Genomic DNA, 21,740 nt, shown 5'->3' on the forward strand with positions numbered 1-21,740 from the left:
TGTTAGGCTTCTCTATAGTTACTGAGGAATGAAGTTAAACAGCCGCAGACATGAGTTCTTCTGCCATATCAAAGTTAGCCGTAGCAGTCTGTACGTCATCGAGATCATCTAGAGCGTCCATTAGTTTGAGCAGCGATCGCGCCTGATCAGAATCGGTAACGTCTACTGTCGTTTGAGGGAGCCACCGTAACTCAGCCTGAGTCACCGTGTAGCCCTTGTCCTGAAGAGTTTGGCTCAGCATTTCTAAGTTCTCGACTTCGGTAAAGACTTCTGCAATTTTTCCAGTTTCGGTGTGGCTCAATTCATATGTGTCTGCGCCCGCTTCGAGACACGCTTCAAGCAGTGCCTCTTCATCAATTTCGGTTTGAGCCGAACGGCCTCGTCCGCGTCCGGTGTCATTGGCAATAAATGAGATTTCGGCAACGCCTTTTTGCTCAAACATCCAGCTTACACACCCCGTTTCACCCAAGTTTCCGCCGTTTTTGCTGAAGGCTTCTCTCAGCGTTGCTGCCGTCCGGTTGCGATTGTCGGTGAGCGCTTCAATTAGAACAGCAACACCCCCTGAGCCATACCCTTCGTAACGAATGGCTTCGAGCGTGTCGTTTCCTCCAAAACTGCCTGCGCCTTTTGCGATCGCGCGCTCAATGTTGTCGTTGGGAATGCCAGCCGCTTTTGCCTTCTCGATCGCTGTTCTCAGTTGAAAATTGCCCGTCGGATCAGGAACACCACTGCGAGCAGCAACGATAATTTCCCGCGAAATTTTGGTAAATACTTTTCCTTTAACCGCGTCAACTCTGGCTTTCTGACGCTTGATGTTTGCCCACTTGCTGTGTCCTGCCATATCTGAAGCCGATCAAAATTACACCAAAGCTCGATATATAGGATATCCAAAGTTGGGCAAATTGTGGTCGATTAGCTTTTGCCGCCAGTAAATGTGACGCCTTGAATAAAGTAGCGGTTGAAAAATGCGTAAATCGCCAGTGCAGGCAGTGTAAAGACCATTGAGGCGGCCATGATGTAGTTCCAGTAGGTAATGTATTGTCCTTTAAAGGCATTCAAGCCAATGGGTAGGGTAAACATGGTTGGATCTGACATGACAACCAGTGGCAGTAAAAATTCATTCCAAGATCCCATAAAGATAAAAATGGTCTGCGCCGCTAAAGCGGGTTTGGCCAGTGGAAGCACCACCTGAAAAAACGTTTCAAATCGATTTAACCCATCTAATGCAGCCGCTTCCTCTAATTCTTTTGGAAAGTTGAGAAAAAATTGTCGCATCATGAAGATGAACGTGGCGTTGACGACGGTTGGAACGACCAGCCCTTGGTAAGAATTGAGCCAGCCTAACGATTTTAGGATCAAAAACTTGGGTAGTAACGTGATTTGCGCCGGGACAACAAGAACCGCCAGAATCAAGAAAAACAGAAAGCGATTTCCGGGAAACTGAACTCTAGCCAAGGCATAGCCTGCCATTGAGTTAAACAACAAGTTGAACAACGTCACGATGAGCGCCACGATCGCGCTATTAAATAACCACCGTCCAAACAATGGCTCTTGCAAGAAAATTTGCTTGTAGTTGTCAAACGTGAACGTTTGAGGAACGAAATTAGAGCCACCAGATGAAATTTCTGCCAACGATTTGAATGACGCCGATAATGCCCATGTAAATGGAATGAATGTTATGACGGCGTATAAAATCAATCCAATATAGAGCAAGCCGATCGGCCAGTGAAGAGATTTTTTCATAATGTTAATCTAAACTTTCTTCTCCAAAGAACTGACGTTGCACTAAAGTAGCCGTCATAATCACAAAGGCAAGCATCAAGGTTAATGCTAGGGCATATCCCATATCTAAATTTTTGAACGCATATTGATAGATGAGAAGCACAATAGTAAGAGTGGCGTTGTTGGGGCCGCCGGAACCATTGGAGAAAATATAAGATTGGTCAAATAATTGAAACGTTCCAATCAAACCCATGACAATCACAAAGAATGTAACCGGGCGAAGAAACGGTAAGGTGATGTGCCAAAACTTTTCCCAGGTTGTCGCACCATCAATTGCCGCCGCTTCGTATAAGCTTTCTGGAATATCTTGCAGTGCAGCAAGATAAATCACCATAAACAGAGGCGCAGTCGCCCAGACATTCATGATCATGATGCCTTTAAGGGCAACTTCAGGATCGCCAAGCCAGTTGTACGTCGGTAAGCTAAAGAAACTCAGAACGCTATTGAGTAAGCCATTGGAATTGTAAATCCACATGAAAATCAGCGTTAGTACGGCTGAAGATGTGACGGTAGGTAAGAAGAAAGCGACGCGAAACCAGCTTCTACCTCTGATTTTGGTGTTGAGAGTGAGGGCCAATCCCAGCGCGAGTAGAGTTTGAATCGGAACTACGATCGCAACATATTGAACCGTATTTTGCAAGGCGATCCAGACTCGCTCATCATCTTGCATCCGAACAAAGTTTTTCAATCCAGTGAAGCGGTAGCTAACGTCGCCTAAAAGATTCACTTTATGAAAGGCAAGCACGATCGCATACAACACAGGCAATGCCAGAAAGACGCCCAAGACAACGATCGTTGGGGTCATAAATAAATATCCAGAAAGGGCTTCTCGAACGTTGCGTCGATTAAAAAACTTGCTTTTCAGCATGACTAATTTGATAAATAAATTTCTCGATTGGCGGTGTCTTGGGCTTTCTGCATGGCATCTTTCAGAGGTTGTTGCCCTAACAATGCGCTGACAAACTGGTTGTCAAAACTCGTCATCACTGTGGGTAGCGTTTCGCCCGACTGCCAAATGGTGGCGTACTTTGCTCCGGCAGCAAGGGGAGCGTAAAGAGGATTGCGATCGTACCTCAGGGCTGCCGCGACCGATTTGCGAGACGGGAGCGCGAGTCCTTCGGTTGCCCAAGATTTCATCCCCTGTTTGCTGGTCAAAAATTCGATCAGTTTCCAAGCGGCATCTTTGTGTTTCGATTGGCGATTCATTCCGTATCCCACTGTGAATGCCATTGTGCCTTTTTTACCATTAATGGTTGGAACTTCTGCGGTGGCAAACTTCAGATCTGGAAAGGTGTCTTTTAAATACGGAATTGCCCACGCGCCTTCGATCGCCATGGCTACTTTGCCCTGTCCAAATGCTTCACTGTTAGAGTTTGCGCCAACATCTGAGGGCTGGGCAACGGTGCGATCTCGGCGATATTGGTCAATCACAAGCTGCAACCCTTTCACGCCGTTTGGACTGGCAAAACTGGCATAATTCTGCTGATCGACCAGAGTTCCACCAAAGGCTTTAATCATAAATAGCTGACGCGGTAGTTCGGGTGCGACGCCCATACCATAGCGATCGGGCTTGCCGTCTCGATTAGTATCAACCGTTAACCGCTTCGCAAATTGGGTTAACTCAGCCCACGTTTCCGGAGGCTGTTTAAGGTTTGCATTCTGAAACGCAGTCGTATTGTAGAAGAGTGCTAACGTCGAAAAATCTTTCGGAATGGCGTAGAGTTTTCCGTCTCGTTTGAAGGCATTGATCAGCGACGGTTCAAAATCTTTGATGTCGTAGTCTGGTTTAATGTAACCATCAAGCGGTTCTAAGACTCCGCTTTTCATTAAGGTTGGAGCCTCAAATGCTTCTAGATAAAATACATCTGGAGCAACTTCTCCAATTAAGCGAGTTCTGATCACATCCATATACTGGCTGTTGATCACTTCGCGTTTAACTTTAATGTTGGGATTTTTGATCTCAAACTCGTTGATAACCTTTGTTAAGAGTTTTGATTCGTTGGGATTACTTTGCCATCCACTTAATGTGATTTCGATCGGTGCATTTGTATCGCTAGAGTTTGAGCGACATGAGGAGACCAGTAAAAGCAAACCGAGACAAGTCAACCTTGCAACCTGTTTCTTCATAACAAAATTGAACTACGCCGTCAGAAGAGTAAATTCATCTTTCATAATGACTCTTGGGACTGCAACTGTGGTGGAGTGCTGACAAATGGTTATGGTTGTTCACAAATGGATCAAATTTTTGGGCGCGATCGCTCGAAGTTGGGTATTGATTTCGCTGAGTGATGCAACTTCGCCCTTACCCCCAACCCCTCTCTCACAGGGAGAGGGGAGCCAATTCAATTCTTGTTCCTTCTCCCACTGGGAAAAGGTGAGGACAACTCCTTTCAACGGAGCGCTCCACATTTGCTGTTTTCTTACCCTCTGTCTCAGTTTGCTCCTCATCGGCTGTCAACCCCAGCCCGCCTCTAACGTGACCCATCTGACGCTTTGGCAAGGCGTGAACCCGCCTCCAAACCGCGATGTGTTGCAAGCCTTAGTGAATAAATTCAATCAGCAGCATTCAGATATTCAAGTCGAGTCGCTATACGTGGGACAAGGCGATCAGCAAATTCCTAAGATTCTGGCGGCTGTTGTTGGCAATGCTGCCCCAAATCTGTTGTGGTATGCGCCGATGATTACTGGGCAACTGGTCGAACTTGACGCGCTGAAACCCTTAGACGAATGGTTAGCAGCATCACCACTCAAGTCAGAAGTTGATCCAGCTTTAGAAGAATCTACTCAATATCAAGGTCAAACATGGTCGGTTCCATTTGGGACAAATAATGTTGGAATTTATTATCGTCCAAGCTTATTCAAAGCCACAGGAATTGAAAAACTGCCGAAGGATTGGAGTGAGTTTCGGCAAGTTGCAAAACAGTTAACTCGTGACACAAACGGAGATGGACGACCTGATCAACACGGAATGCTGCTGCCGCTTGGAAAAGGAGAATGGACAGTGTTTATGTGGCTACCGTTTATGTGGAGCGGTGGCGGTGACTTGACACAGCAAAAAACAGTCCTCCAGTTTGGCAATTCGATCAATTCAGGATCGGTTGTGCAGACCGATATCAATATCGCCAATGCAGGCGCGATCGCAGCCCTGCAACTGTGGCAAAATCTCGTTCAAGATGGCTCTGCAATTCTCTCTCAGCCCGAACGTGGCTACGAGTTAGACAGCTTTCTGGCGGGCAAAGTCGCCATGCAGCTATCAGGGCCTTGGACGCTCGGACAACTGCAAGCAAGCAAGGCTGATTTTGGCGTTCTGCCGATTCCTAAAGGTGCGCAGCTAGGCACAGCAATGGGCGGTGAGAATTTGTTCATCTTCAAATCAACACCAGAGCAAGAACGCGCCGCGTTTACGTTTGCCGAGTATGTGATGAGTGAAGCCTTTCAGACGGAATGGGCGATCGGGACTGGGTATCTCCCGACTAACCTTAAATCACGAGAGAGTCAAGCCTACCGAGACTTTAGAGCGAAACAGCCAGCGGTAGATGTGTTTCTTAGCCAAGCGAAATATGGGCGATCGCGTCCAATTTTTCCGGGCTACAACCGGATTTCGGATAACTTAGGACGTGCGATCGAGGCAACGTTATTAAATCGAAAATCTCCGCAAGAAGCGCTGTCGGACTCTCAACAACGCCTCGATCTAATCTTTAAGTGACTACAGCCTAGAGGCACAAAGAGCGGCTCCGATCAGTCCAACTTGAGGATTTAACACCACATGAACAGGAACTCGCTCCATCAGTCCAGCCATCCGTCCTTTGTGAGTAAAGGCGTAGAGAAAACTACCTTCCTTAATCAACGAAAGATTTTTAGCCGCGATGCCCCCCGCGATATAAACGCCGCCATACGGCAACAGCTTCAGCGCTAGATTACCCGCCTCTGCGCCATAGGCTTCGACAAACATCTGCATCGTTTTGACGGACAAGCGATCGCTGCCTTCTAACGCAGCTTGAGAAATTGCCGCCGCTGGATCTGCGCTTTTCTCACTGCGCCCCGCTTGTGACTCCCACTCTCGAACCACATTCCCGACTTCAGGAGATTCTGTTGCGAAGTTGCGATCGCGTAAAAACTGATAGATCGCCACAATTCCTTGACCTGACACCACCCGTTCTACCGAAATCCGCTCAATATTATTTTTATCTAACAAATATCCCGCCAATTGGAACTCTAATTCTGTTTTGGGCGCAAAATCGGCGTGTCCCCCTTCGGAACTCAAGACCTGATAGGTTTCTCCCGTGTGAACCAGAAAACATTGACCTAATCCTGTACCCGCGCCAATCACAGCGATCGGGGCGTTTTTCTCGAGTTTGCCTACTTGCAGCGTGTGGATATCTAAATCGCTCAAGCCCAGCACGCCGTAGCCAATTGCCGCAAAGTCGTTGATTAATGCCACTTTTGGAATGGAAAGCTCCTCTGAAAACAGATCTGCGTCGATAGTCCAGGTGAGATTGGTGAGTTTCGATTTGTTGTTGAGAATGGGACCCGCGATCGCAAGGCAAGCTTTTTCGGGTGCAAACGGCTCTCCTAACTCTTGCTCAGCGGCTTTTAGAAAGGTTTTCACCATTGGCTCTAAGCCCAAAAACTCATGGCTCGAATAGCGCACCTCATATAGCGACTCTAGCGCCGCTTCCTGATTTGCGCTGTTCGCCGCTCTGACTAAGCGCAAAATGGTTTTTGTTCCACCAATATCACCAGCAAGTAGCAGCGTCATGACTTCAACACTCCGAGCAAATACAATACAACTAGAACTCAACCGCGCAGGCATGGATACCTCGATAGCTGATCTTAGACAAGATTACACACTCCAAGCACTCACCGAGAGTGAAATTGATCCTAATCCAGTGAAGCAATTTCAAATTTGGTTTGATCAGGCGATGCAGGCTGGCTTGCCAGAACCGAATGCAATGACCGTCGCAACTGCTAGTAGAGATGGCATTCCCTCAGCGCGAATTGTGCTGCTGAAAGGATTTGACGATCGCGGATTTGTGTTCTACACCAACTACAACAGCGACAAAGGCAAACAGCTTGTTGAGAATCCAAACGCTGCGATCGTGTTTCTCTGGAAAGAACTCGAACGCCAAGTCCGGATTGTGGGAACCGTCGAAAAAATTGCGTCAAAAGAGTCGGACGCTTACTTTCACAGTCGTCCCGTGGGCAGCCAGCTTGGGGCTTGGGCATCCGAGCAAAGTGACGTGATTCGCGATCGCGCCATTTTAGAGCAGCGATTAGAGCAACTTAAAACCCAATACGAACACAAAGAAATTCCCCGTCCGCCGCACTGGGGAGGCTTTCGAGTAAAGCCAACTGAGATCGAATTTTGGCAAGGACGATCGAACCGACTGCACGATCGACTACGCTATCGTTGCGATAAAGATCAGTGGATCATCGAACGCTTATCACCCTAATTTAGGCCAAATCTCTTGTTCCCTCTCTCTTGTCTCCTCTCCCTCAGAAAGTGGCTAGGGTGAGGGCACTACTATTAGATTTAGGATGAGGACACTACTATTACGAATTGCAAACTAGCTTGTCTAGCTTGTTACAATATTTTTCAACCCCTGACTTACCATTTCTATGACCACGCTCGATCTGGGTCTCTTCGCAATTAACATTGACGCAACCGAAATTGCGGGAGCCGGATTGTGGTCGCTGGCACTCTATTTGGGGTTTTCACCCGTCGGAGATTGGATCACTCATCAGTTGAGTCGCTGGTTCAATTACGCTGAGCGATCGCTCTACACGTCTGAGCAAGAATTTGAGCGAACTCGCCCTGCTAGAGAATCTCAAAATGCTTTCTACGCTTCGATTTTAAGCATTTTACCGTTTCTCGGTGTTGGCACACTCTGTAGCCTTGGCGTCGAGTTGAGCTTAGGCCAAAGTTGGGCCATCAGTGTTGGAATTGTTGCCTGTATTGGCTGTGGCATCTACGAGCTAGGACGCCGCGACGGGAGATCTTCAGAATGATTCCCTTCGAGCGTGCTGATCTCCTCTTGAACCATCTCTGCTAATTTCCTCGCGGCTCCTGGCGCTCCTCGTAGCCGCCGCAGGTCTTCCTGCATGGCTTTTAGCTTTTCTGGATGATCGAGATAATCGATCACTAACGCCGCTACATCTTTCGCTTGAAGCTTTCCCACGAGTTCGGGCACAATCATTTTTTTCGCCCAAATGTTGGGCCAAGCCAGTAATCCTAGCCGCTTCAACGCCAGCCCATTCACAATCTTGGCGAAACTGGAGCCAACCCCTGGCAAGTTCACCAGCAGTCCGGGCAACCCGTCCCACGATCGCATGGCGTCAAGTTGCTGCGTCGGCAGGAGAACAATCATCGGCACGGCGAGAGAGCCTAATTCTGCCGTGTTTGCGCCAACGGTCGTAAGGCAGAGAGAACATTGAGATAACACCTCATAGGCCGGGACTCGCTCTACTGGATTGACCTTAACCTCGATAGAAAGGCCATTTTGGGTTTCGAGATGGGCATGCCCTGTTTCAGATTGAATCAGCTTTAGAGAAATGTTGCCCATCAAAGGCACGACTGGGTTTTGGGACGGATCGCCATATTGAGCCAAGGTTGGCAAATCTAACGTTGGGGCAACGGGCACAATAAATTGCGCGTCGGGGCGTTGAGCGTGAATGCATTCTGCGATCGCGGCTAAAAAAGGAACGCCTTGAGCGAGCTTGGCGGGTTTAGAACCAGGAAGCAGACCAATGAGCGGAGTAGAAGAACTGGAAGTCTCTGATCGCGCGTAGGCTCCGACTTCTGCCATCAAATCACCCACAACAGTTAGCTTGCGGGCATACTGTTGGGGAGCGCGATCGACAATTTCAGAGCGCATCACCGCAAAGCGATCGATCCAGCGATGCCAGCGGGCTTCCCACTCGGCGTAAATCACGCTGCGATAGCCTAAGCGCTTGCCAATCACTACCGGAAAGAACTGGTCGCCGCCAAGGAAAATAACAACGCCGCGATCGCGCCACTCCCAATTTTCTGCCGTCTTGCCAAATAATAAAAAGGGAAAGAATTTATCGGCGGCTTGAACGCGATCGACTTCAGGATAACTTCTCGCGATGTCTGCTTCTTGACCACTTGCATTCGGACAGGGTGACAGGACGACAGAGATTCTGACGGCATCGCGCTCATTGCCCAATAGCGCCCGTAATTCCCGCACTACAGGCTTTACCCAAGTTGCTAGTTCACCAGGAGCATTGGAGAGAATTAGAATGTCAATCTCATGAGCCATAGGTAAGACGTAGAAGTGAACCAAAAGGCTGTGATCGCCCTACTAGACCATCACTAGACTATCAAGAGTATGAGACTGTCACACTGAACTCAGAGTTTCAAGACCCAGAGTTTCAAGACCCAGAGTTTCAAGACCCAGAGTTTCAAGCGAGTATACAGCCGATTGCCTGTCCTGCTCAGCGCGATCGGGTGAAATTCTCTCAGTCAGATATCAGGCTCGACATCGCTAACTCTAGCGCCTGCAATTGAGCTTGAGCTTTGTGTAACGACTCATGCCATTCTCGTTCAGGATCGCTATCAGCAACAATGCCTGCACCAACTTGCCCCCAAACTTTGGCAGCGGTGTGAGGGGTAGACTGGGCATAGAGCAGCGTTCTAATTAGAATATTGAGATCAAGATAGCCACGCCAATCTAAGTAGCCGCACGAGCCATAAAACAAATTGCGGCGGACGGGTTCCAGTTCCTCGATGATCTTCATACAGCGGACTTTTGGACACCCTGTAATCGTTCCACCCGGAAACAACGCCCGAATGAGATCGACGGCATTTACATCGGAGCGGAGTTTGCCTTTAACATTGCTGACTAAATGCATCACATGACTGTAGCGCTCGATCGCTAGCAGTTCATTGACAGCGACCGATCCCCATTCACACACCCGTCCTAAATCATTGCGTTCCAAATCAACCAGCATGATATGTTCGGCTCGTTCTTTGGTATTGCTGAGCAGTTCTGCGGCAAGCTGCTGATCTTGCTCTCGCGATCGCCCCCGCGATCGCGTGCCTGCAATTGGGCGAGTTTGCGCAATGCCATCTCTAGAATGAACCAATCGTTCGGGAGAACAGCTAATCATCGCGCCCCAAGGCGTCTTCCAATAACTCGCAAAGGGAGAAGGATTGATCTGTTGTAGCGATCGATAGATTGACCAACTCTCTGCCGTGGTTTCAACTTCAAATCGCAGCGACAAATTCGCCTGAAAAATGTCACCCGCTTCGATGTGTTGCTTCGCCTTGAGAACGATCGCTTCATGCTGAACTTGAGACAGTTGAAACTGGGGTGCTTGAGACAGCTGAAACTGGGGGATCAGCGAAGGAGCAGCCATAGAAACAATGCTCGAATTAGTTTCTAGCTGTTGCTCCATCTGATCGATTTGATCTGGAGTTGTTGCCGCTAACCAAAGGATCTGCTGTTCGTGATCTAAAACAGTAAAGCACTCTGGTTCATACCAATATGCGATCGGGAACGGCAACAGATCAGAATTCACATAAGGCAATCGCTCAATTTCCCAAGCGACATCGTAGCCAAGCCAGCCGAGCCAGCCTCCCGTAAACGGGAGCGACGCCGTTGCTTCAACGTGGCGTTCAGCATTTGAAGCAGCCTGCGATATTAGATGGTTTAGAAAGGGCAACACCTCCCCGATCGCAGGTGTCCACAGCTGAGGCTGACCATTGATGCACCGGGGCGAACCTGCACAAATCGAATACCGTCCTAACTGTGGATAATCGGGCGATGGAGGATAAGGACTTTCAAGTAGGGTTGCGATTGCTCCGCAAGCTTCCGAAGGAATCGCCTGATTCAAAAACAAAGCCGCAAACACCTGTGATCCAGTCCGATGATTGAGAGGGCGCGATCGCCAATGCCAAGCCGAAACGGAATGGGGTAGTGAAGGAGTATTCATTCCGATCATCCGCTGCCAATCTGCCCGAAACCCACTCTCGCGGCCCACAGTACGCCCAATACGCCCAGCGCTACCCAGTCATAGCGACCAATCTTGAGATCGTGCCACGGAACCCGGTGGCGGTTTGGGCTGGTAAACCCGCGTACCTTCATCGCGCTCGCAATTTGTTCGGCTCGCAGGAGAAGATTTTCGAGCAACCGCTCAGCCACTAACATCCAGATTTGCGCCGATCGCCGCAATCCTAGTTTGCGCCAGTTAATGGCACGAGTTTGAATGGAGCGCACCAGGTTCTGAAACTCTTCCAGGACAAGCGGAATGAAGCGCAAAGACAAGGTTAACGTCAGTGCAATTTCAGTGACTGGAACATTAAATTGTCGCAACGGACTCATCAAATCTTCCAATCCTGCGGTCACTTCTTCGGGCGCAGTGGTCAGCAGATACAACGTCGTACTGTAGATCAGCGTAAACAAGAGCGTACTAATGCGAATGGCGAGATCGAGCGATCGCCGCGACACTTTCAATAGTCCCCGCTGAAATACGATGTAACTATAGCCCGTCGGCTGGGGCAAGTCAGGGCGTTTGAGCTTCGCCACGGCTGCTTGCCGATCTGGATCAGGCTTTTGCCCAAAGTTTAAGGGATTGTACCAGGCAGGACTCGGCGTTGAGGGTAGAGGCGTACTGGCTTGCTGAGTGAAAGCCAATTCGTTTGGGGGTAAACGGGGCTGGGAATCTACTCCTAAACCATCCGGAGCGATCGCAACCAAGGCAAACACATAAACTGCTAAAAACAACAGCCAGCCCATCTGCTGACGCCAGATTCGCAGTGGAATGCGAGCCGCCACAGTCAGCAAAATCAGCACCGCCACCAAGATCAGCCGCCAAGTTGCTGTTGCCAGCAAGGGAGCCGCTAAAAAGCTCATCAGCCAAGCCAACTTGACTCGCGGATCGAGGCGGTGAAGCCAAGTCACCGGGTTTTCGAGATACAGACCGAGGGGCAGCGATCGTAGTAAATCCATTAGAGAAGGGATGAGGGATGAGGGATGAGGGATGAGGGTAGGTCATCGTTGCCGTGAGGCGTCCTTCCTCGCGGAGCAGGTCGAAGGTTCCCTCATCCCTTATTTAACCTTGGTCGCCCGATTTACCGAACTGTTCCGCTCAAAGTCGCGGAGTTTCTTACCTCGCCACATCAGGCGAATCGGAGTGCCCTCAAACCCTAATGCTTTACGAAACTGACGTTCCATATAGCGGCGGTAGTTGTCGCCAAATAGTTTTGGATCGTTAACAAACAGCGCGATCGCGGGTGGCCCAGAACTGACTTGCGTTCCGTAGTAAATCTTGCCTTGACGACCTTGGCGGGTGGTCGGAGGCGAGTACCATTTTGTGGCTTCCTCAATGACTTCATTGATCACAGAGGTAGAAACGCGCCGCTTATGCTGTTCAGCCGCCGTGTTGATTAAGTCAAAGATTTTTTCAACGCGCTGTCCGGTGTGGGCGCTGATGAAAATGATGTTCGACCATTCTACAAAGTACAGCCGACTCCGCAAGGTTTGCTCGAATTCGTAGATCGTGTGGGAATCTTTTTCGACAGCATCCCATTTGTTAACGACGACAACACAGGCGCGTCCATCATCGGCAATGCGTCCGGTCAGCTTTTGGTCTTGCTCGGTAACGCCATCGAGCGCATCAATCACCAGCAGCACGACATCCGACCGCTCGATCGCTCGGAAGGCTCGGTTAACGCCGAAGAATTCGGGGCCGTATTCAACGTTCTTTTTCTTGCGAATTCCAGCAGTATCGATCAACCGATAGGTTTTGCCCGCCCGCTCGACCAGCATATCGATCGCGTCTCGCGTTGTGCCAGAAATTGGACTGACGATCGAGCGCTCTTCACCCACAAAAGCATTCAGCAAGCTAGATTTGCCGACGTTTGGGCGACCCGCGATCGCGACTCGAATTTCTGAATCTTCTTCTAGCTCGTCGTATGTGGGTAAATATTCTACTAACGCATCGAGCAAATCTCCGGTTCCATTGCCATGAATGCCCGATACGGCATACGGCTGACCGAGTCCTAGCGACCAAAATTCAGCCGCTTGAGCCATACCTTGATCGACCGATTCGCATTTGTTGACCGCCAACAGCACGGGAACAGACTGTTCTCGCAGCCATTGAGCGATCTCTTCGTCTGCGCCGTTTAGCCCTTGCTGACCGTCAACGACGAAAATGGCGGCTTTAGACTCCGACAAGGCTAACATCGCCTGTTGACGAATCAGCGGCAAAAATTCGGTATCATCGCCAAACACGAGTCCGCCTGTGTCGACGACGAGAAACTCGCGATCGCGCCAAAAGGCTTTTTTGTAGAGGCGATCGCGGGTGACGCCCGGTTCGTCATACACGATCGCGTCCTGCACTTGTGACAAGCGATTCATGAGGGTCGATTTTCCCACATTGGGACGACCAATGATGGCAACGATCGGTAAAGCCATAAATTTGAGAAGGAATGAAGAAAATAAGCAATGCGCGTTTTGTCGCATCCTGCTTTTAGCAGAGTCTCATTGTAGCGAGTTTGGCTCTCTATCTGTTGACAATTATTTTTAAGCAGCAACTTCTGACGATGCACAACTCGCAGATCTTGATGCACAACCCGTGGATCTTAATTCTGCGATCGCAATTCCGTGTTTCACGCACCCGGATCTTAATTCACAACCCGTGGATCTTAATTCTGCGATCGCAATTCCGTGTTTTACGCATTGAGATCTTAATTCACAACTCGTGGATCTTAGTTCTGCGATCTCGTTTGGGTTTCGTTCCGCGGATTTCAGGTGTAAGCTTGACCATCAGCAATATTAGGTCGCGAATTTACAATTCCTTCATGCTGCAGATAGGCAACTAGCTCCACGCCTGTTTTAGACAATGCAGCAATTTCTGATGATGTGTAACGACCCAAATCAGCGGCAGCAGAAGGCTTTGAACGCGCTATCAGCAGCTTATGGCTGTCCGCTGCGTTTGACTGGTTATGCAGCCGCTTACTGAAAATTAGGATAATTTCGGATGCCTCCAAACATCGCTTCTAGCTCCTCAACAGTTGCAAGGATTGCCTCTACCTCTCCATCTGCAACCAACTCTTTAATTTTCTTGAGGCGTTCTAACACACCTATTTTCCCGTCTGCAAGCAGTTCACTAAATTGATACCAATTGTAAAGGTGATACAACAAGTGGTACGTAACACTAAGATCAAGTTTACGGTCGGGTTCACATAGAAATAGCTCTAAGTCAACCAACCAGTCAATTGCGGCTCCGATCCCATCAACATAGAGATGAAAAACAGCCGTTTCTAGCATCTCCTCTGGTGCATTAAGGTAAGCTTGGCGGAGTGCCTGCTTTGCCTCGTTACGCAGGTTGCCTCGTTGCAACAAAGTTTGTACGATTTCCCAACGTTGTTCTCGGCTCAATGGTTCTGGCATATTCGCATCGTTTGATCGTTGCATCTTGGCTCATCCAGCAAAGTTCACAACGTCACTAGTTTGTCTTAATTACGCTTGCGTGATCAACAATCTTCAACCAGCCTAATTGCAAGCCATCAACCTTTCTGACTCCAGCCTAAGGATTAGCTGCATAACTATTATTTAGCAGGGCAGTTTTGCAAAGCAAGTCTTGAGTGTGAAAGAAACTGAAGAATCGTCACCTGATGACGTGCGTGGCAGAGTCTAATGATAGGCTCGAATCGTTCAGACAATCAAAACCGCCTCAGTCTTGGTGCTGTTTAGCCCGTTAATTTAGCCTGGTTCCGATGATGCATGGTTGAACTATTGGTGGCGAACCCTCGACCCCGTTTAGCAGACTAGATACCCCTAGAACATCATCGGGTCTGAACTCTTTTGTCGTTGTTACAGGAGTGATGCGATGAAGTCCACGAATTCAGCCTCGAGCGAACGCGCTCGGAAATCTGCTCGTGCTGTGAAGAGTGCGAAGCCTGATAGCCTTGAGCAGATCAACCTGAATGCAGCAGGCTTAGACGTGGGGGCAACCGAGATTTATACCTGTGTTCCCCAAGGACGAGATGAACACTCGGTGCGCGTGTTTGCCACGTTTACCGCTGATTTGCAACAGTTGACGGATTGGTTGGCGAACTGTGGAATCACCACGGTGGCAATGGAATCAACCGGCGTGTACTGGATTCCCATTTTTCAAATTCTCGAAGCGCGAGGGTTTGACGTCGTGTTGGTCAATGCTCATCAGGTGAAGAATGTGCCCGGACGGAAAACGGATGTGCTCGATTGTCAGTGGATTCAGCAACTGCACACGTTTGGACTCTTGCAGGCATCGTTTCGTCCCGAAAACTCGATCTGCGTCTTACGCTCGTTTGTCCGACAGCGTGAAATGTTGTTGCACTATCGGGCGAGTCACATCCAGCATATCCAAAAGGCCTTAGAGCAGATGAATCTAAAGCTGAACAATGTTTTGAGCGATGTCACGGGGGTGACCGGCCTCCGGATTATTCGAGACATCATTGCGGGCGTACGCGACCCGGAGCAGTTAGCCAAGCACCGGGACTGGCGCTGCGGCAAATCTCAAGCAGAAATTGCAAAATCGCTTTGCGGCGATTATCGAGTCGAGCATGTGTTTGCCCTGCAACAGGCAGTCGAGTTGTATGACGTCTATACCGAGAAATTACAAGCCTGCGATCTCCAGATTGAACAGCACTTTGCCACGTTTAGCCCGCAGGTAGACCTGAACGAGCAGCCTTTACCTCCACCAAAGCGCCGCCCTTGTAGCCCTCAAAAGAATCAGCCAAAGGGCGATCTTCGCAGAGTGCTTTACCAGTTGGCCGGGGTCGATTTGACGCAGGTGGACGGGCTAGATGTCTTGAGTGTGCAAGTCATCTTGTCGGAGATTGGCACCGATATGAGTAAGTGGAAAACCGTCAAACACTTTACCTCCTGGTTGGGCTTGTGTCCGCATAATGACAAAACGGGCGGCAAGATTAAGCGAGTGCGCACGAGGAAAACCGACAACCGAGCGAATCTTGCCTTCCGACTCGCGGCAGCTACGCTGCACCATAGCAAAAGCGCACTAGGCAACTTCTACCGCCGTATGCGCTCTAAACTCGGAGCACCCAAGGCAGTGGTTGCAACTGCACATCGACTTGCACGCATTGTTTATCACATGCTGAAGTATCGTGTTGCCTTTACGGCTGTCCCTCCCGAACAGGAGAATGTGCAGTATCGGCAACGGGCCTTGAAGCAACTCCAGCGCAAAGCCCAACAACTTGGGGCAACGCTTGTGCTTGAGCGGACTGCAACCGCGACTACCTCTCCAACTGAAGCAACGTCTGAAGGTTAGTTTCTTAGCAGACTGACAGTTTCCGTCTAATTGCCCACGTCTGGATTTTAGACCGAAATCTGTCTTTTTAAGATCCTAACCCAGGGATTTAGGCTGCACAGTGTCGAGATAACACTCCGACTTAAGTGAATTAGAGGGGCACTTTCCACTTAATCCTGGGATGAGGAACATTAGATCGACTTTCATTCCGCATATTACCTCTCGACAGAATGGACAGGCGGACAGCTTCCCCGTTTCACCTCAGTTAAGGGGTCGGCGGAAACGTTGTACATGTAGTCAACTTGAGGAGTTAGGAGGAAAGTGTCGTAAGGGTTAGCCGACTAAAACTTATCGGATAGAGCAGGGATACAGCGATCGCAGAGCAACGGATGCTCAGCCGATTCGCCGACATGGATGGAATAGTTCCAGCAGCGATCGCACTTCTCGCCATCTGCATCGACGACGCCAATGCCTAATGCTTCCGTTCGCACCGCATACTTCACGCCCTCAAGCTGATCCGCCGAGTCAAGTAGTTCCACTTGCGATGTCAGGAAGAGATATCGCAACTCATCAACTCGATTCCCGCTCAAACTGTCTGCCGGATTAAAGGCTTGCAGTTTTTGCCGCAGACCAGAATCTGCCACAAATAGCAGCAGTTTGGCTTCCAGCGAAGACCCAATCGCTTTCTCGGTTCGGGCTTGCTCTAGCACTCGGTTGACTTCGGCGCGGATTTGTCTCAGCTTCTCCCACTGGGCTTTGAGTTTGGGCTGTTTCCACTGTTCATCCAGCGTTACCCATCCTGCTTCAAACACCGATTTGTGAGGCGTGGAGTAGGGCAAATATTGCCAGATGTCTTCTGCCATGTGAGACAAGACGGGCGCGATCGCTTTTGCCAAATTTTCTAGCGCGATCGCTAACACCGTCTGACAACTGCGACGCCGAAGCGCCTCCTCAGAACTGATGTAGAGCCGATCTTTGGCGATGTCTAGATAGAAATTCGACAGATCAACCGCACAGAAGTTTTGGATCGTTTGGAAGAATCGGAAGAATTGGAAACTTTCAAACGAGTCTTGAACTTCCTCGAATACTTCTGTGATGCGGTGCAGCATGTAGCGATCGAGTTCCGGCAATTGCTCATACGCCACCGCGTGTTTTGCTGGATCGAAGTCATGCAAATTGCCGATCAAGAAGCGGGCTGTGTTGCGGATCTTCCGGTAGACATCCGACATCTGTTTGAGGATGTTCTTGCCGAGGGGCACGTCATTCGAGTAATCGACCGACGACACCCACAAGCGCAGAATGTCAGCCCCGTAAGGTGGTTCTTCTTTCTGATTTTTACCGCCTTCAATCACGGTATACGGATCGACCACGTTACCGATCGATTTGCTCATCTTGCGTCCCTGTTCGTCTAGCACGAATCCGTGGGTCAGAACGGTTTTGTACGGAGCCTGATTGTTGACCGCAACACTGGTGAGCAGACTTGATTGAAACCAGCCCCGGTGCTGATCGGAGCCTTCCAAGTACATATCGGCGGCATAACGTAGCTGTGGACGTTGCTTTAAGACAGCCGCCCACGAAGAACCAGAGTCAAACCAAACATCCATCGTGTCGGTGCCTTTGCGGTACTTCCGTCCGTGATATTTGGCAGGCAACAGGTCTTCGACCGCAAGTTCCCACCAGGCATCGGAGCCTTTTTCGGCAACGATCGCTTGAACATGCGCGATCGTTTCTTCGTTTAATAACGGCTCATTGGTTTCCTCGTCGTAAAATACGGGGATCGGTACGCCCCAACTGCGCTGACGAGAGATACACCAGTCGGATCGCTCCGCAACCATCGGGGTGATGCGGTTTTCGCCCTGCTCAGGAATCCATTTGACCGATGCGATCGCTTTAAGCGCGTCGTCTCGAAAGCCTTCGACCGAGGCGAACCACTGTTCTGTCGCCCGGAAGATCGTCGGCTTCTTGGTGCGCCAGTCGTAGGGGTATTTGTGAACGTAGGGTTCTTCTTTTAGTAGCGAACCTGTGGCAGCGATCGCGTCGATCACGGCAGTATTGCCATCACCTAAGACATTTAGACCTTGGAACTGACCCGCTTCTTCGGTGAAGTTGCCGTTATCATCCACAGGCGCGAGGATCGGTAAACCATAGCGCTGTCCGACTTGATAATCTTCCTGTCCGTGACCGGGAGCGGTGTGAACTAAGCCTGTACCCGATTCGGTTGTGACGTAATCGCCGCCGATTACAATCTCACTTGTGCGATCGTAGAGGGGATGTTTGTAAGTGCAATGCTCAAGCAACCGTCCCATCATTGTGGCTTTCACGTCCAATGTGGTTCCGAAGGTTTCGGCTAAGCGATCGACGAGATCTTTCGCCACGATCAGGTACTTAAACCGTCCAGGCGCATTCTCCCCGACTTCAACCACGGCATACACTAGGTCAGGATTCACGCTCACGGCAAGATTAGCGGGCAGCGTCCAAGGAGTCGTCGTCCAGATAGCAACGCCCAACTCTCCTAAAAAGGGATCAAGCGCTGTCATCAGATCGTTAGACAGACTTTTAACTTCAAACGCGGCAAACAGACTGCGAGAGGTGTGACCTTCGGGATATTCAAGCTCTGCTTCTGCCAGCGCCGTCTTAGAACTCGGGCTCCAATGGACAGGTTTTAAGCCACGGTAGATATATTTTTTCAGAACCATCTGCCCAAATACACCAATTTGCGCGGCTTCGTATTCGGGCTTGAGGGTGAGATAGGGATGTTGCCAATCTCCCCAAACTCCGTAGCGTTTGAAGCTCTGTAGCTGCTGTTCGACGGCAGCCAAGGCATATTCTTTTGCCTTTTGCCGCAAGCCGAGCGGGGTTAACTGCCTACGTTCTTCGGGTTTGAGGGTTTGCAGCACCTTCAGTTCGATCGGCAAACCATGACAATCCCAGCCAGCGACGTAGCGAACTTTGCGTCCCTGCAACAGTTGGTATTTGTTGATGATGTCTTTGAGGATTTTGTTCAGTGCGTGCCCGATGTGCAGCGCTCCGTTGGCGTAGGGAGGGCCGTCATGCAAAATAAACAGGTCGCCAGGATTGTTCTGAGACAACTTTTCGTAAATTTCTTGCTCTGCCCAAAACTGTTGTAGCTCTGGTTCGCGTTTGACCGCATTGGCTCGCATATCAAACTTGGTTTTCGGCAGATTAACGGTGTCTTTGTACGATCCTGGTTCTGTCGGAGACATATCAATAAGGGATGAGGGATGAAGTAGGAGGGAGGGCAATGCCCCGCTTCGCGAGGAGGGATGAGAGAATTGCCCTCTTTCGGGTTTGGAAATCTCTTGGTCTATTTTGGCAGTAAATCAAGAACGGATGCGGCAGAATTTTTGATTCCACTGCATCCGTTGATCGTCTGATTGATAGTTTACTTCAAGAAAGGTTGGGGCGTTCCTGCTAGGAATTTTCAGGCGAGTCTTCTGTAGCTGGAGGATCGGCAGGAAGATGTTTCTCAGCGGCGTCTTCTACAGCAGCCTCCACTAAATCGGGACTGGGAGGATGAGGAGGAACAGGTTCCTCGGCACGAGTTGCTTCGTAGTCCATTTCTTCTTGCACAATCTCGTCAGATGGCATATCAGAATCGGATGTGCCGGGTTGATTGACGGGTACTGTTTTAGCTTCGACAGCTTTCTCGCTTGCGATCGCGTCTGCTTTATAGTCACCTGTTATACCTGCGTCTGGTGTGACGGTCGGAGTTTCTTCTTCCCGAAACTCTTTGCGGACATAGACTTCTTTATTTTTCGGAGGCTTTTTGAATAAACCGCCGATCGTTTGACCGATGCCTGCGATCGTACCCCCGATATCAGTCTTGGATGCTGTCTGCGGCGTCTCGGTTGCGGTCGCTTCAGCGTTTGCTTCAACCGTCGGAGCGGGATTGCCAAAATCTTCTCGCGTCAGCGGCTTGTAAGACTCAGCCGTTGCCGTTCCTGGAGTGGATGCTGCTTCTGATTTGCTGCCGACCATTGTTTGAACTTGGTTGGCAAGACCCGAAACCTGCTGTTTCATCTGCCCAAGAATCCGATTCCGGTTCTCAGGTTGAAGCGCTTCACCGACTTTAGACTTTAATTCTTCTGTACTGGGCGTGTGTCCTAGGCGGGCGTCTAGCGTTTGCCAAGCGAACCAGCCAATCAGCGAAGTGCTTGCTATCTGTCCGAGCAGCACGCCGCCCGTGATGCGATCGCCGCACACCAACAGCACTAGCGCATAAAACAGTCCAACCCCGCTCCAAATCAAATCATTTTTGCGGTAGACCTCTGGATAAAGAAAGCCCGACAGATACAGTGCAAGGCTGCCCAGCCCGACCAATAAAGCTAAAAGAAATGTCAGCATAGCGCTGCTCCCTAACTGTGACCGAATTGCTTTCTTAACTCTACCGCTTGGGCTGCACTTGAGAGGTATGGTTTCCTCGATTCGGTCAATTCGGTTAAGTTGTGTATCACCCAATCCGGGTCAGGTTGAGCGCAAAGCCTGGTAATTCGGGGTCGCAGCTTACTGTTTCGGGATCGTTCAGTAGTTCGGGAGAACGATCCGGTCGATAAAGGTGAACGGTGCGATTTTTGCGATCGATTAACAATCCCAGTCGCACACCGTTATCGATATATTCCTGCATTTTGGCTTGTAGGCTGGCAAGAGTATCACTTGAAGAACGAAGCTCGACCACAAAATCAGGACAGATGGGGGCAAAAGATGCTTTTTGCTGCTCAGCTAAGGCATTCCACCGCTCTAACGTCATCCAAGCGGCATCAGGTGATCGAACCGCTCGATTGGGAAGCGTAAAGCCTGCGCTAGAGTAAATCCTATGCCTGTCCCTGATTGATCAGTCCATTCTCCTAGCTGAACGGCAAGCATACAGTTACGATTGCCCACCTCAGAAAAAGCAGGAGGCATGATAATCACATCACCCGTTGCACAGCGTTCAATTCGTAAATCACGATTTGCTAAACAGAAGGCATAAAATTGCTCGTCGTTCATCTGCATGGCTGAAGGCAACTGAACGGCAAGAGGAATGCTGGCAGCTTGAATCAGCAAGGTTGTCATTTTGGCTCATCCACAAGCTGAACTGGTTTTATTTTAGTGGAGCGGTGTTGAATCGCTGGAAGTTAAGGAACGGTTGATGGGCAGTTGCACTGAATAGTCGCTTCCGCTTGAATGAGGACATCTGCTCTAGCAATATAGTTTTATGTCTCACTACCAACAAATTCTCAAAATTTCTACAACGGGTAAATCGCTTCAGAAAGTCACCTCACAAGTTCAAGCGATCGTGGCTCAATCCGGCATTCAAACCGGAATCTGTCATCTATTTCTGCGTCATACGTCTGCAAGTTTAATCATTCAAGAGAATGCCGACCCGGATGTGTTGCGAGATCTGGAAAACTTTTTTTCAAAACTGGTTCCCGAATGGGAGAACTACATTCACAGCACCGAAGGCGCGGATGATATGCCCGCTCACATTCGATCGGTGCTAACGCATACCTCTGAACAAATTCCGATCGCGCAAGGGCGGTTAGTGTTGGGCACTTGGCAAGGGATATATGTGTGGGAGCATCGGCAACAGCGCCACAACCGAGAACTATTTGTGCATGTTATGGGAGAACGGGTAATGTCTCAGACATGTTGTTTGGGTCTAAATGACTAGTCCAAAGGCGATT

The 21,740-nt window shown here is 49.7% G+C and carries 19 protein-coding genes; 5 read left to right on the top strand and 14 right to left on the bottom strand.

Annotation, left to right across the window (positions count from 1 at the left end; translation table 11 throughout):
- Positions 1 to 34 precede the first annotated feature (34 nt).
- From AC5JLB_RS22790 to AC5JLB_RS22805, 4 genes are all read right to left on the bottom strand, one after another.
- A complete protein-coding gene (locus AC5JLB_RS22790) occupies positions 35 to 841 on the bottom strand; it encodes a YebC/PmpR family DNA-binding transcriptional regulator (protein ID WP_495876115.1) in 807 nt (268 codons plus the stop codon).
- Positions 842 to 912: 71 nt separating this feature from the next.
- Positions 913 to 1,743 carry a carbohydrate ABC transporter permease gene (locus AC5JLB_RS22795; protein WP_495876116.1) on the bottom strand — a complete coding sequence of 277 codons (831 nt, stop codon included), beginning with the start codon at positions 1,741 to 1,743 and terminating at the stop codon, positions 913 to 915.
- A 4-nt stretch (positions 1,744 to 1,747) separates the two neighbouring features.
- Positions 1,748 to 2,650 (bottom strand): carbohydrate ABC transporter permease, encoded by a 903-nt coding sequence (locus tag AC5JLB_RS22800; RefSeq protein WP_495876117.1) that lies wholly within the window; start codon positions 2,648 to 2,650, stop codon positions 1,748 to 1,750.
- 2 nt (positions 2,651 to 2,652) lie between these two features.
- Positions 2,653 to 3,909, bottom strand: coding sequence for an ABC transporter substrate-binding protein (locus AC5JLB_RS22805; protein WP_495876118.1), 1,257 nt, complete (start codon positions 3,907 to 3,909; stop codon positions 2,653 to 2,655).
- 91 nt (positions 3,910 to 4,000) lie between these two features.
- Here AC5JLB_RS22805 and AC5JLB_RS22810 point away from each other — a divergent pair, with 91 nt between their 5' ends.
- Positions 4,001 to 5,488, top strand: coding sequence for an ABC transporter substrate-binding protein (locus AC5JLB_RS22810; protein WP_495876119.1), 1,488 nt, complete (start codon positions 4,001 to 4,003; stop codon positions 5,486 to 5,488).
- Here AC5JLB_RS22810 and AC5JLB_RS22815 read toward each other — a convergent pair whose 3' ends face one another.
- Entirely contained in the window at positions 5,489 to 6,541 is a 1,053-nt protein-coding gene (locus AC5JLB_RS22815) for a glucokinase (protein WP_495876120.1), read from the bottom strand. It abuts the gene before it with no gap.
- On the opposite strand from AC5JLB_RS22815, the gene pdxH reads away from it, so the two are divergent.
- Positions 6,540 to 7,235, top strand: a complete 696-nt coding sequence (gene pdxH / locus AC5JLB_RS22820) for a pyridoxamine 5'-phosphate oxidase (protein ID WP_495876121.1) — start codon at positions 6,540 to 6,542, stop codon at positions 7,233 to 7,235. The two genes, AC5JLB_RS22815 and pdxH, sit on opposite strands and share 2 nt — an antisense overlap.
- A 166-nt stretch (positions 7,236 to 7,401) precedes the next feature.
- A complete protein-coding gene (locus AC5JLB_RS22825; protein ID WP_495876122.1) occupies positions 7,402 to 7,791 on the top strand; it encodes a hypothetical protein in 390 nt (129 codons plus the stop codon).
- On the opposite strand, the gene AC5JLB_RS22830 is transcribed toward AC5JLB_RS22825, so the two are convergent.
- The 5 genes from AC5JLB_RS22830 to AC5JLB_RS22850 form a co-directional block, all read right to left on the bottom strand.
- A complete protein-coding gene (locus tag AC5JLB_RS22830) occupies positions 7,752 to 9,062 on the bottom strand; it encodes a glycosyltransferase family protein (protein WP_495876123.1) in 1,311 nt (436 codons plus the stop codon). The two genes, AC5JLB_RS22825 and AC5JLB_RS22830, sit on opposite strands and share 40 nt — an antisense overlap.
- A gap of 199 nt (positions 9,063 to 9,261) precedes the next feature.
- A complete protein-coding gene (locus AC5JLB_RS22835; protein WP_495876124.1) occupies positions 9,262 to 10,737 on the bottom strand; it encodes an anthranilate synthase component I in 1,476 nt (491 codons plus the stop codon).
- A 5-nt stretch (positions 10,738 to 10,742) separates the two neighbouring features.
- Positions 10,743 to 11,753: an energy-coupling factor transporter transmembrane component T family protein gene (locus AC5JLB_RS22840; protein ID WP_495876125.1), complete on the bottom strand. Its 1,011-nt coding sequence runs from the start codon at positions 11,751 to 11,753 to the stop codon at positions 10,743 to 10,745.
- A gap of 99 nt (positions 11,754 to 11,852) precedes the next feature.
- Positions 11,853 to 13,220, bottom strand: a complete 1,368-nt coding sequence (gene der, locus AC5JLB_RS22845) for a ribosome biogenesis GTPase Der (protein WP_495876126.1) — start codon at positions 13,218 to 13,220, stop codon at positions 11,853 to 11,855.
- Between the two features lie 540 nt (positions 13,221 to 13,760).
- On the bottom strand, positions 13,761 to 14,222 hold the full coding sequence (locus AC5JLB_RS22850) for a hypothetical protein (RefSeq protein WP_495876127.1): 462 nt from the start codon (positions 14,220 to 14,222) through the stop codon (positions 13,761 to 13,763).
- A gap of 415 nt (positions 14,223 to 14,637) precedes the next feature.
- Between AC5JLB_RS22850 and AC5JLB_RS22855 the strand changes: the two genes are divergently transcribed.
- On the top strand, positions 14,638 to 16,077 hold the full coding sequence (locus tag AC5JLB_RS22855) for an IS110 family RNA-guided transposase (protein WP_495876128.1): 1,440 nt from the start codon (positions 14,638 to 14,640) through the stop codon (positions 16,075 to 16,077).
- A gap of 320 nt (positions 16,078 to 16,397) precedes the next feature.
- Here AC5JLB_RS22855 and ileS read toward each other — a convergent pair whose 3' ends face one another.
- From ileS to AC5JLB_RS22875, 4 genes are all read right to left on the bottom strand, one after another.
- The gene (ileS, locus tag AC5JLB_RS22860; protein WP_495876129.1) at positions 16,398 to 19,280 is read right to left on the bottom strand and encodes an isoleucine--tRNA ligase; all 2,883 of its coding nucleotides are present in this window, start codon (positions 19,278 to 19,280) and stop codon (positions 16,398 to 16,400) included.
- A gap of 208 nt (positions 19,281 to 19,488) precedes the next feature.
- Complete coding sequence (locus AC5JLB_RS22865; protein ID WP_495876130.1) at positions 19,489 to 20,421, bottom strand: Ycf66 family protein; 933 nt, start codon at positions 20,419 to 20,421, stop codon at positions 19,489 to 19,491.
- Between the two features lie 106 nt (positions 20,422 to 20,527).
- Entirely contained in the window at positions 20,528 to 20,905 is a 378-nt protein-coding gene (locus tag AC5JLB_RS22870) for a Uma2 family endonuclease (RefSeq protein ID WP_495876133.1), read from the bottom strand.
- A complete protein-coding gene (locus AC5JLB_RS22875) occupies positions 20,821 to 21,129 on the bottom strand; it encodes a hypothetical protein (protein WP_495876131.1) in 309 nt (102 codons plus the stop codon). The genes AC5JLB_RS22870 and AC5JLB_RS22875 overlap by 85 nt, the downstream gene beginning before the upstream one ends.
- Positions 21,130 to 21,271: 142 nt before the next feature.
- Between AC5JLB_RS22875 and AC5JLB_RS22880 the strand changes: the two genes are divergently transcribed.
- Positions 21,272 to 21,727 (top strand): secondary thiamine-phosphate synthase enzyme YjbQ, encoded by a 456-nt coding sequence (locus tag AC5JLB_RS22880; protein ID WP_495876132.1) that lies wholly within the window; start codon positions 21,272 to 21,274, stop codon positions 21,725 to 21,727.
- Positions 21,728 to 21,740 lie beyond the last annotated feature (13 nt).

The sequence above is a fragment of the Myxacorys chilensis genome, from assembly GCF_059505265.1.

Coding starts and splice junctions, on each gene's coding strand:
- AC5JLB_RS22790 (WP_495876115.1), bottom strand. CDS start 841: ATGGCAGGACACAGCAAGTGGGCAAACATCAAGCGTCAGAAAGCCAGA.
- AC5JLB_RS22795 (WP_495876116.1), bottom strand. CDS start 1,743: ATGAAAAAATCTCTTCACTGGCCGATCGGCTTGCTCTATATTGGATTG.
- AC5JLB_RS22800 (WP_495876117.1), bottom strand. CDS start 2,650: ATGCTGAAAAGCAAGTTTTTTAATCGACGCAACGTTCGAGAAGCCCTT.
- AC5JLB_RS22805 (WP_495876118.1), bottom strand. CDS start 3,909: ATGAAGAAACAGGTTGCAAGGTTGACTTGTCTCGGTTTGCTTTTACTG.
- AC5JLB_RS22810 (WP_495876119.1), top strand. CDS start 4,001: ATGGTTGTTCACAAATGGATCAAATTTTTGGGCGCGATCGCTCGAAGT.
- pdxH (WP_495876121.1), top strand. CDS start 6,540: ATGACTTCAACACTCCGAGCAAATACAATACAACTAGAACTCAACCGC.
- AC5JLB_RS22815 (WP_495876120.1), bottom strand. CDS start 6,541: ATGACGCTGCTACTTGCTGGTGATATTGGTGGAACAAAAACCATTTTG.
- AC5JLB_RS22825 (WP_495876122.1), top strand. CDS start 7,402: ATGACCACGCTCGATCTGGGTCTCTTCGCAATTAACATTGACGCAACC.
- AC5JLB_RS22830 (WP_495876123.1), bottom strand. CDS start 9,062: ATGGCTCATGAGATTGACATTCTAATTCTCTCCAATGCTCCTGGTGAA.
- AC5JLB_RS22835 (WP_495876124.1), bottom strand. CDS start 10,737: ATGAATACTCCTTCACTACCCCATTCCGTTTCGGCTTGGCATTGGCGA.
- AC5JLB_RS22840 (WP_495876125.1), bottom strand. CDS start 11,753: ATGGATTTACTACGATCGCTGCCCCTCGGTCTGTATCTCGAAAACCCG.
- der (WP_495876126.1), bottom strand. CDS start 13,220: ATGGCTTTACCGATCGTTGCCATCATTGGTCGTCCCAATGTGGGAAAA.
- AC5JLB_RS22850 (WP_495876127.1), bottom strand. CDS start 14,222: ATGCAACGATCAAACGATGCGAATATGCCAGAACCATTGAGCCGAGAA.
- AC5JLB_RS22855 (WP_495876128.1), top strand. CDS start 14,638: ATGAAGTCCACGAATTCAGCCTCGAGCGAACGCGCTCGGAAATCTGCT.
- ileS (WP_495876129.1), bottom strand. CDS start 19,280: ATGTCTCCGACAGAACCAGGATCGTACAAAGACACCGTTAATCTGCCG.
- AC5JLB_RS22865 (WP_495876130.1), bottom strand. CDS start 20,421: ATGCTGACATTTCTTTTAGCTTTATTGGTCGGGCTGGGCAGCCTTGCA.
- AC5JLB_RS22875 (WP_495876131.1), bottom strand. CDS start 21,129: ATGACAACCTTGCTGATTCAAGCTGCCAGCATTCCTCTTGCCGTTCAG.
- AC5JLB_RS22880 (WP_495876132.1), top strand. CDS start 21,272: ATGTCTCACTACCAACAAATTCTCAAAATTTCTACAACGGGTAAATCG.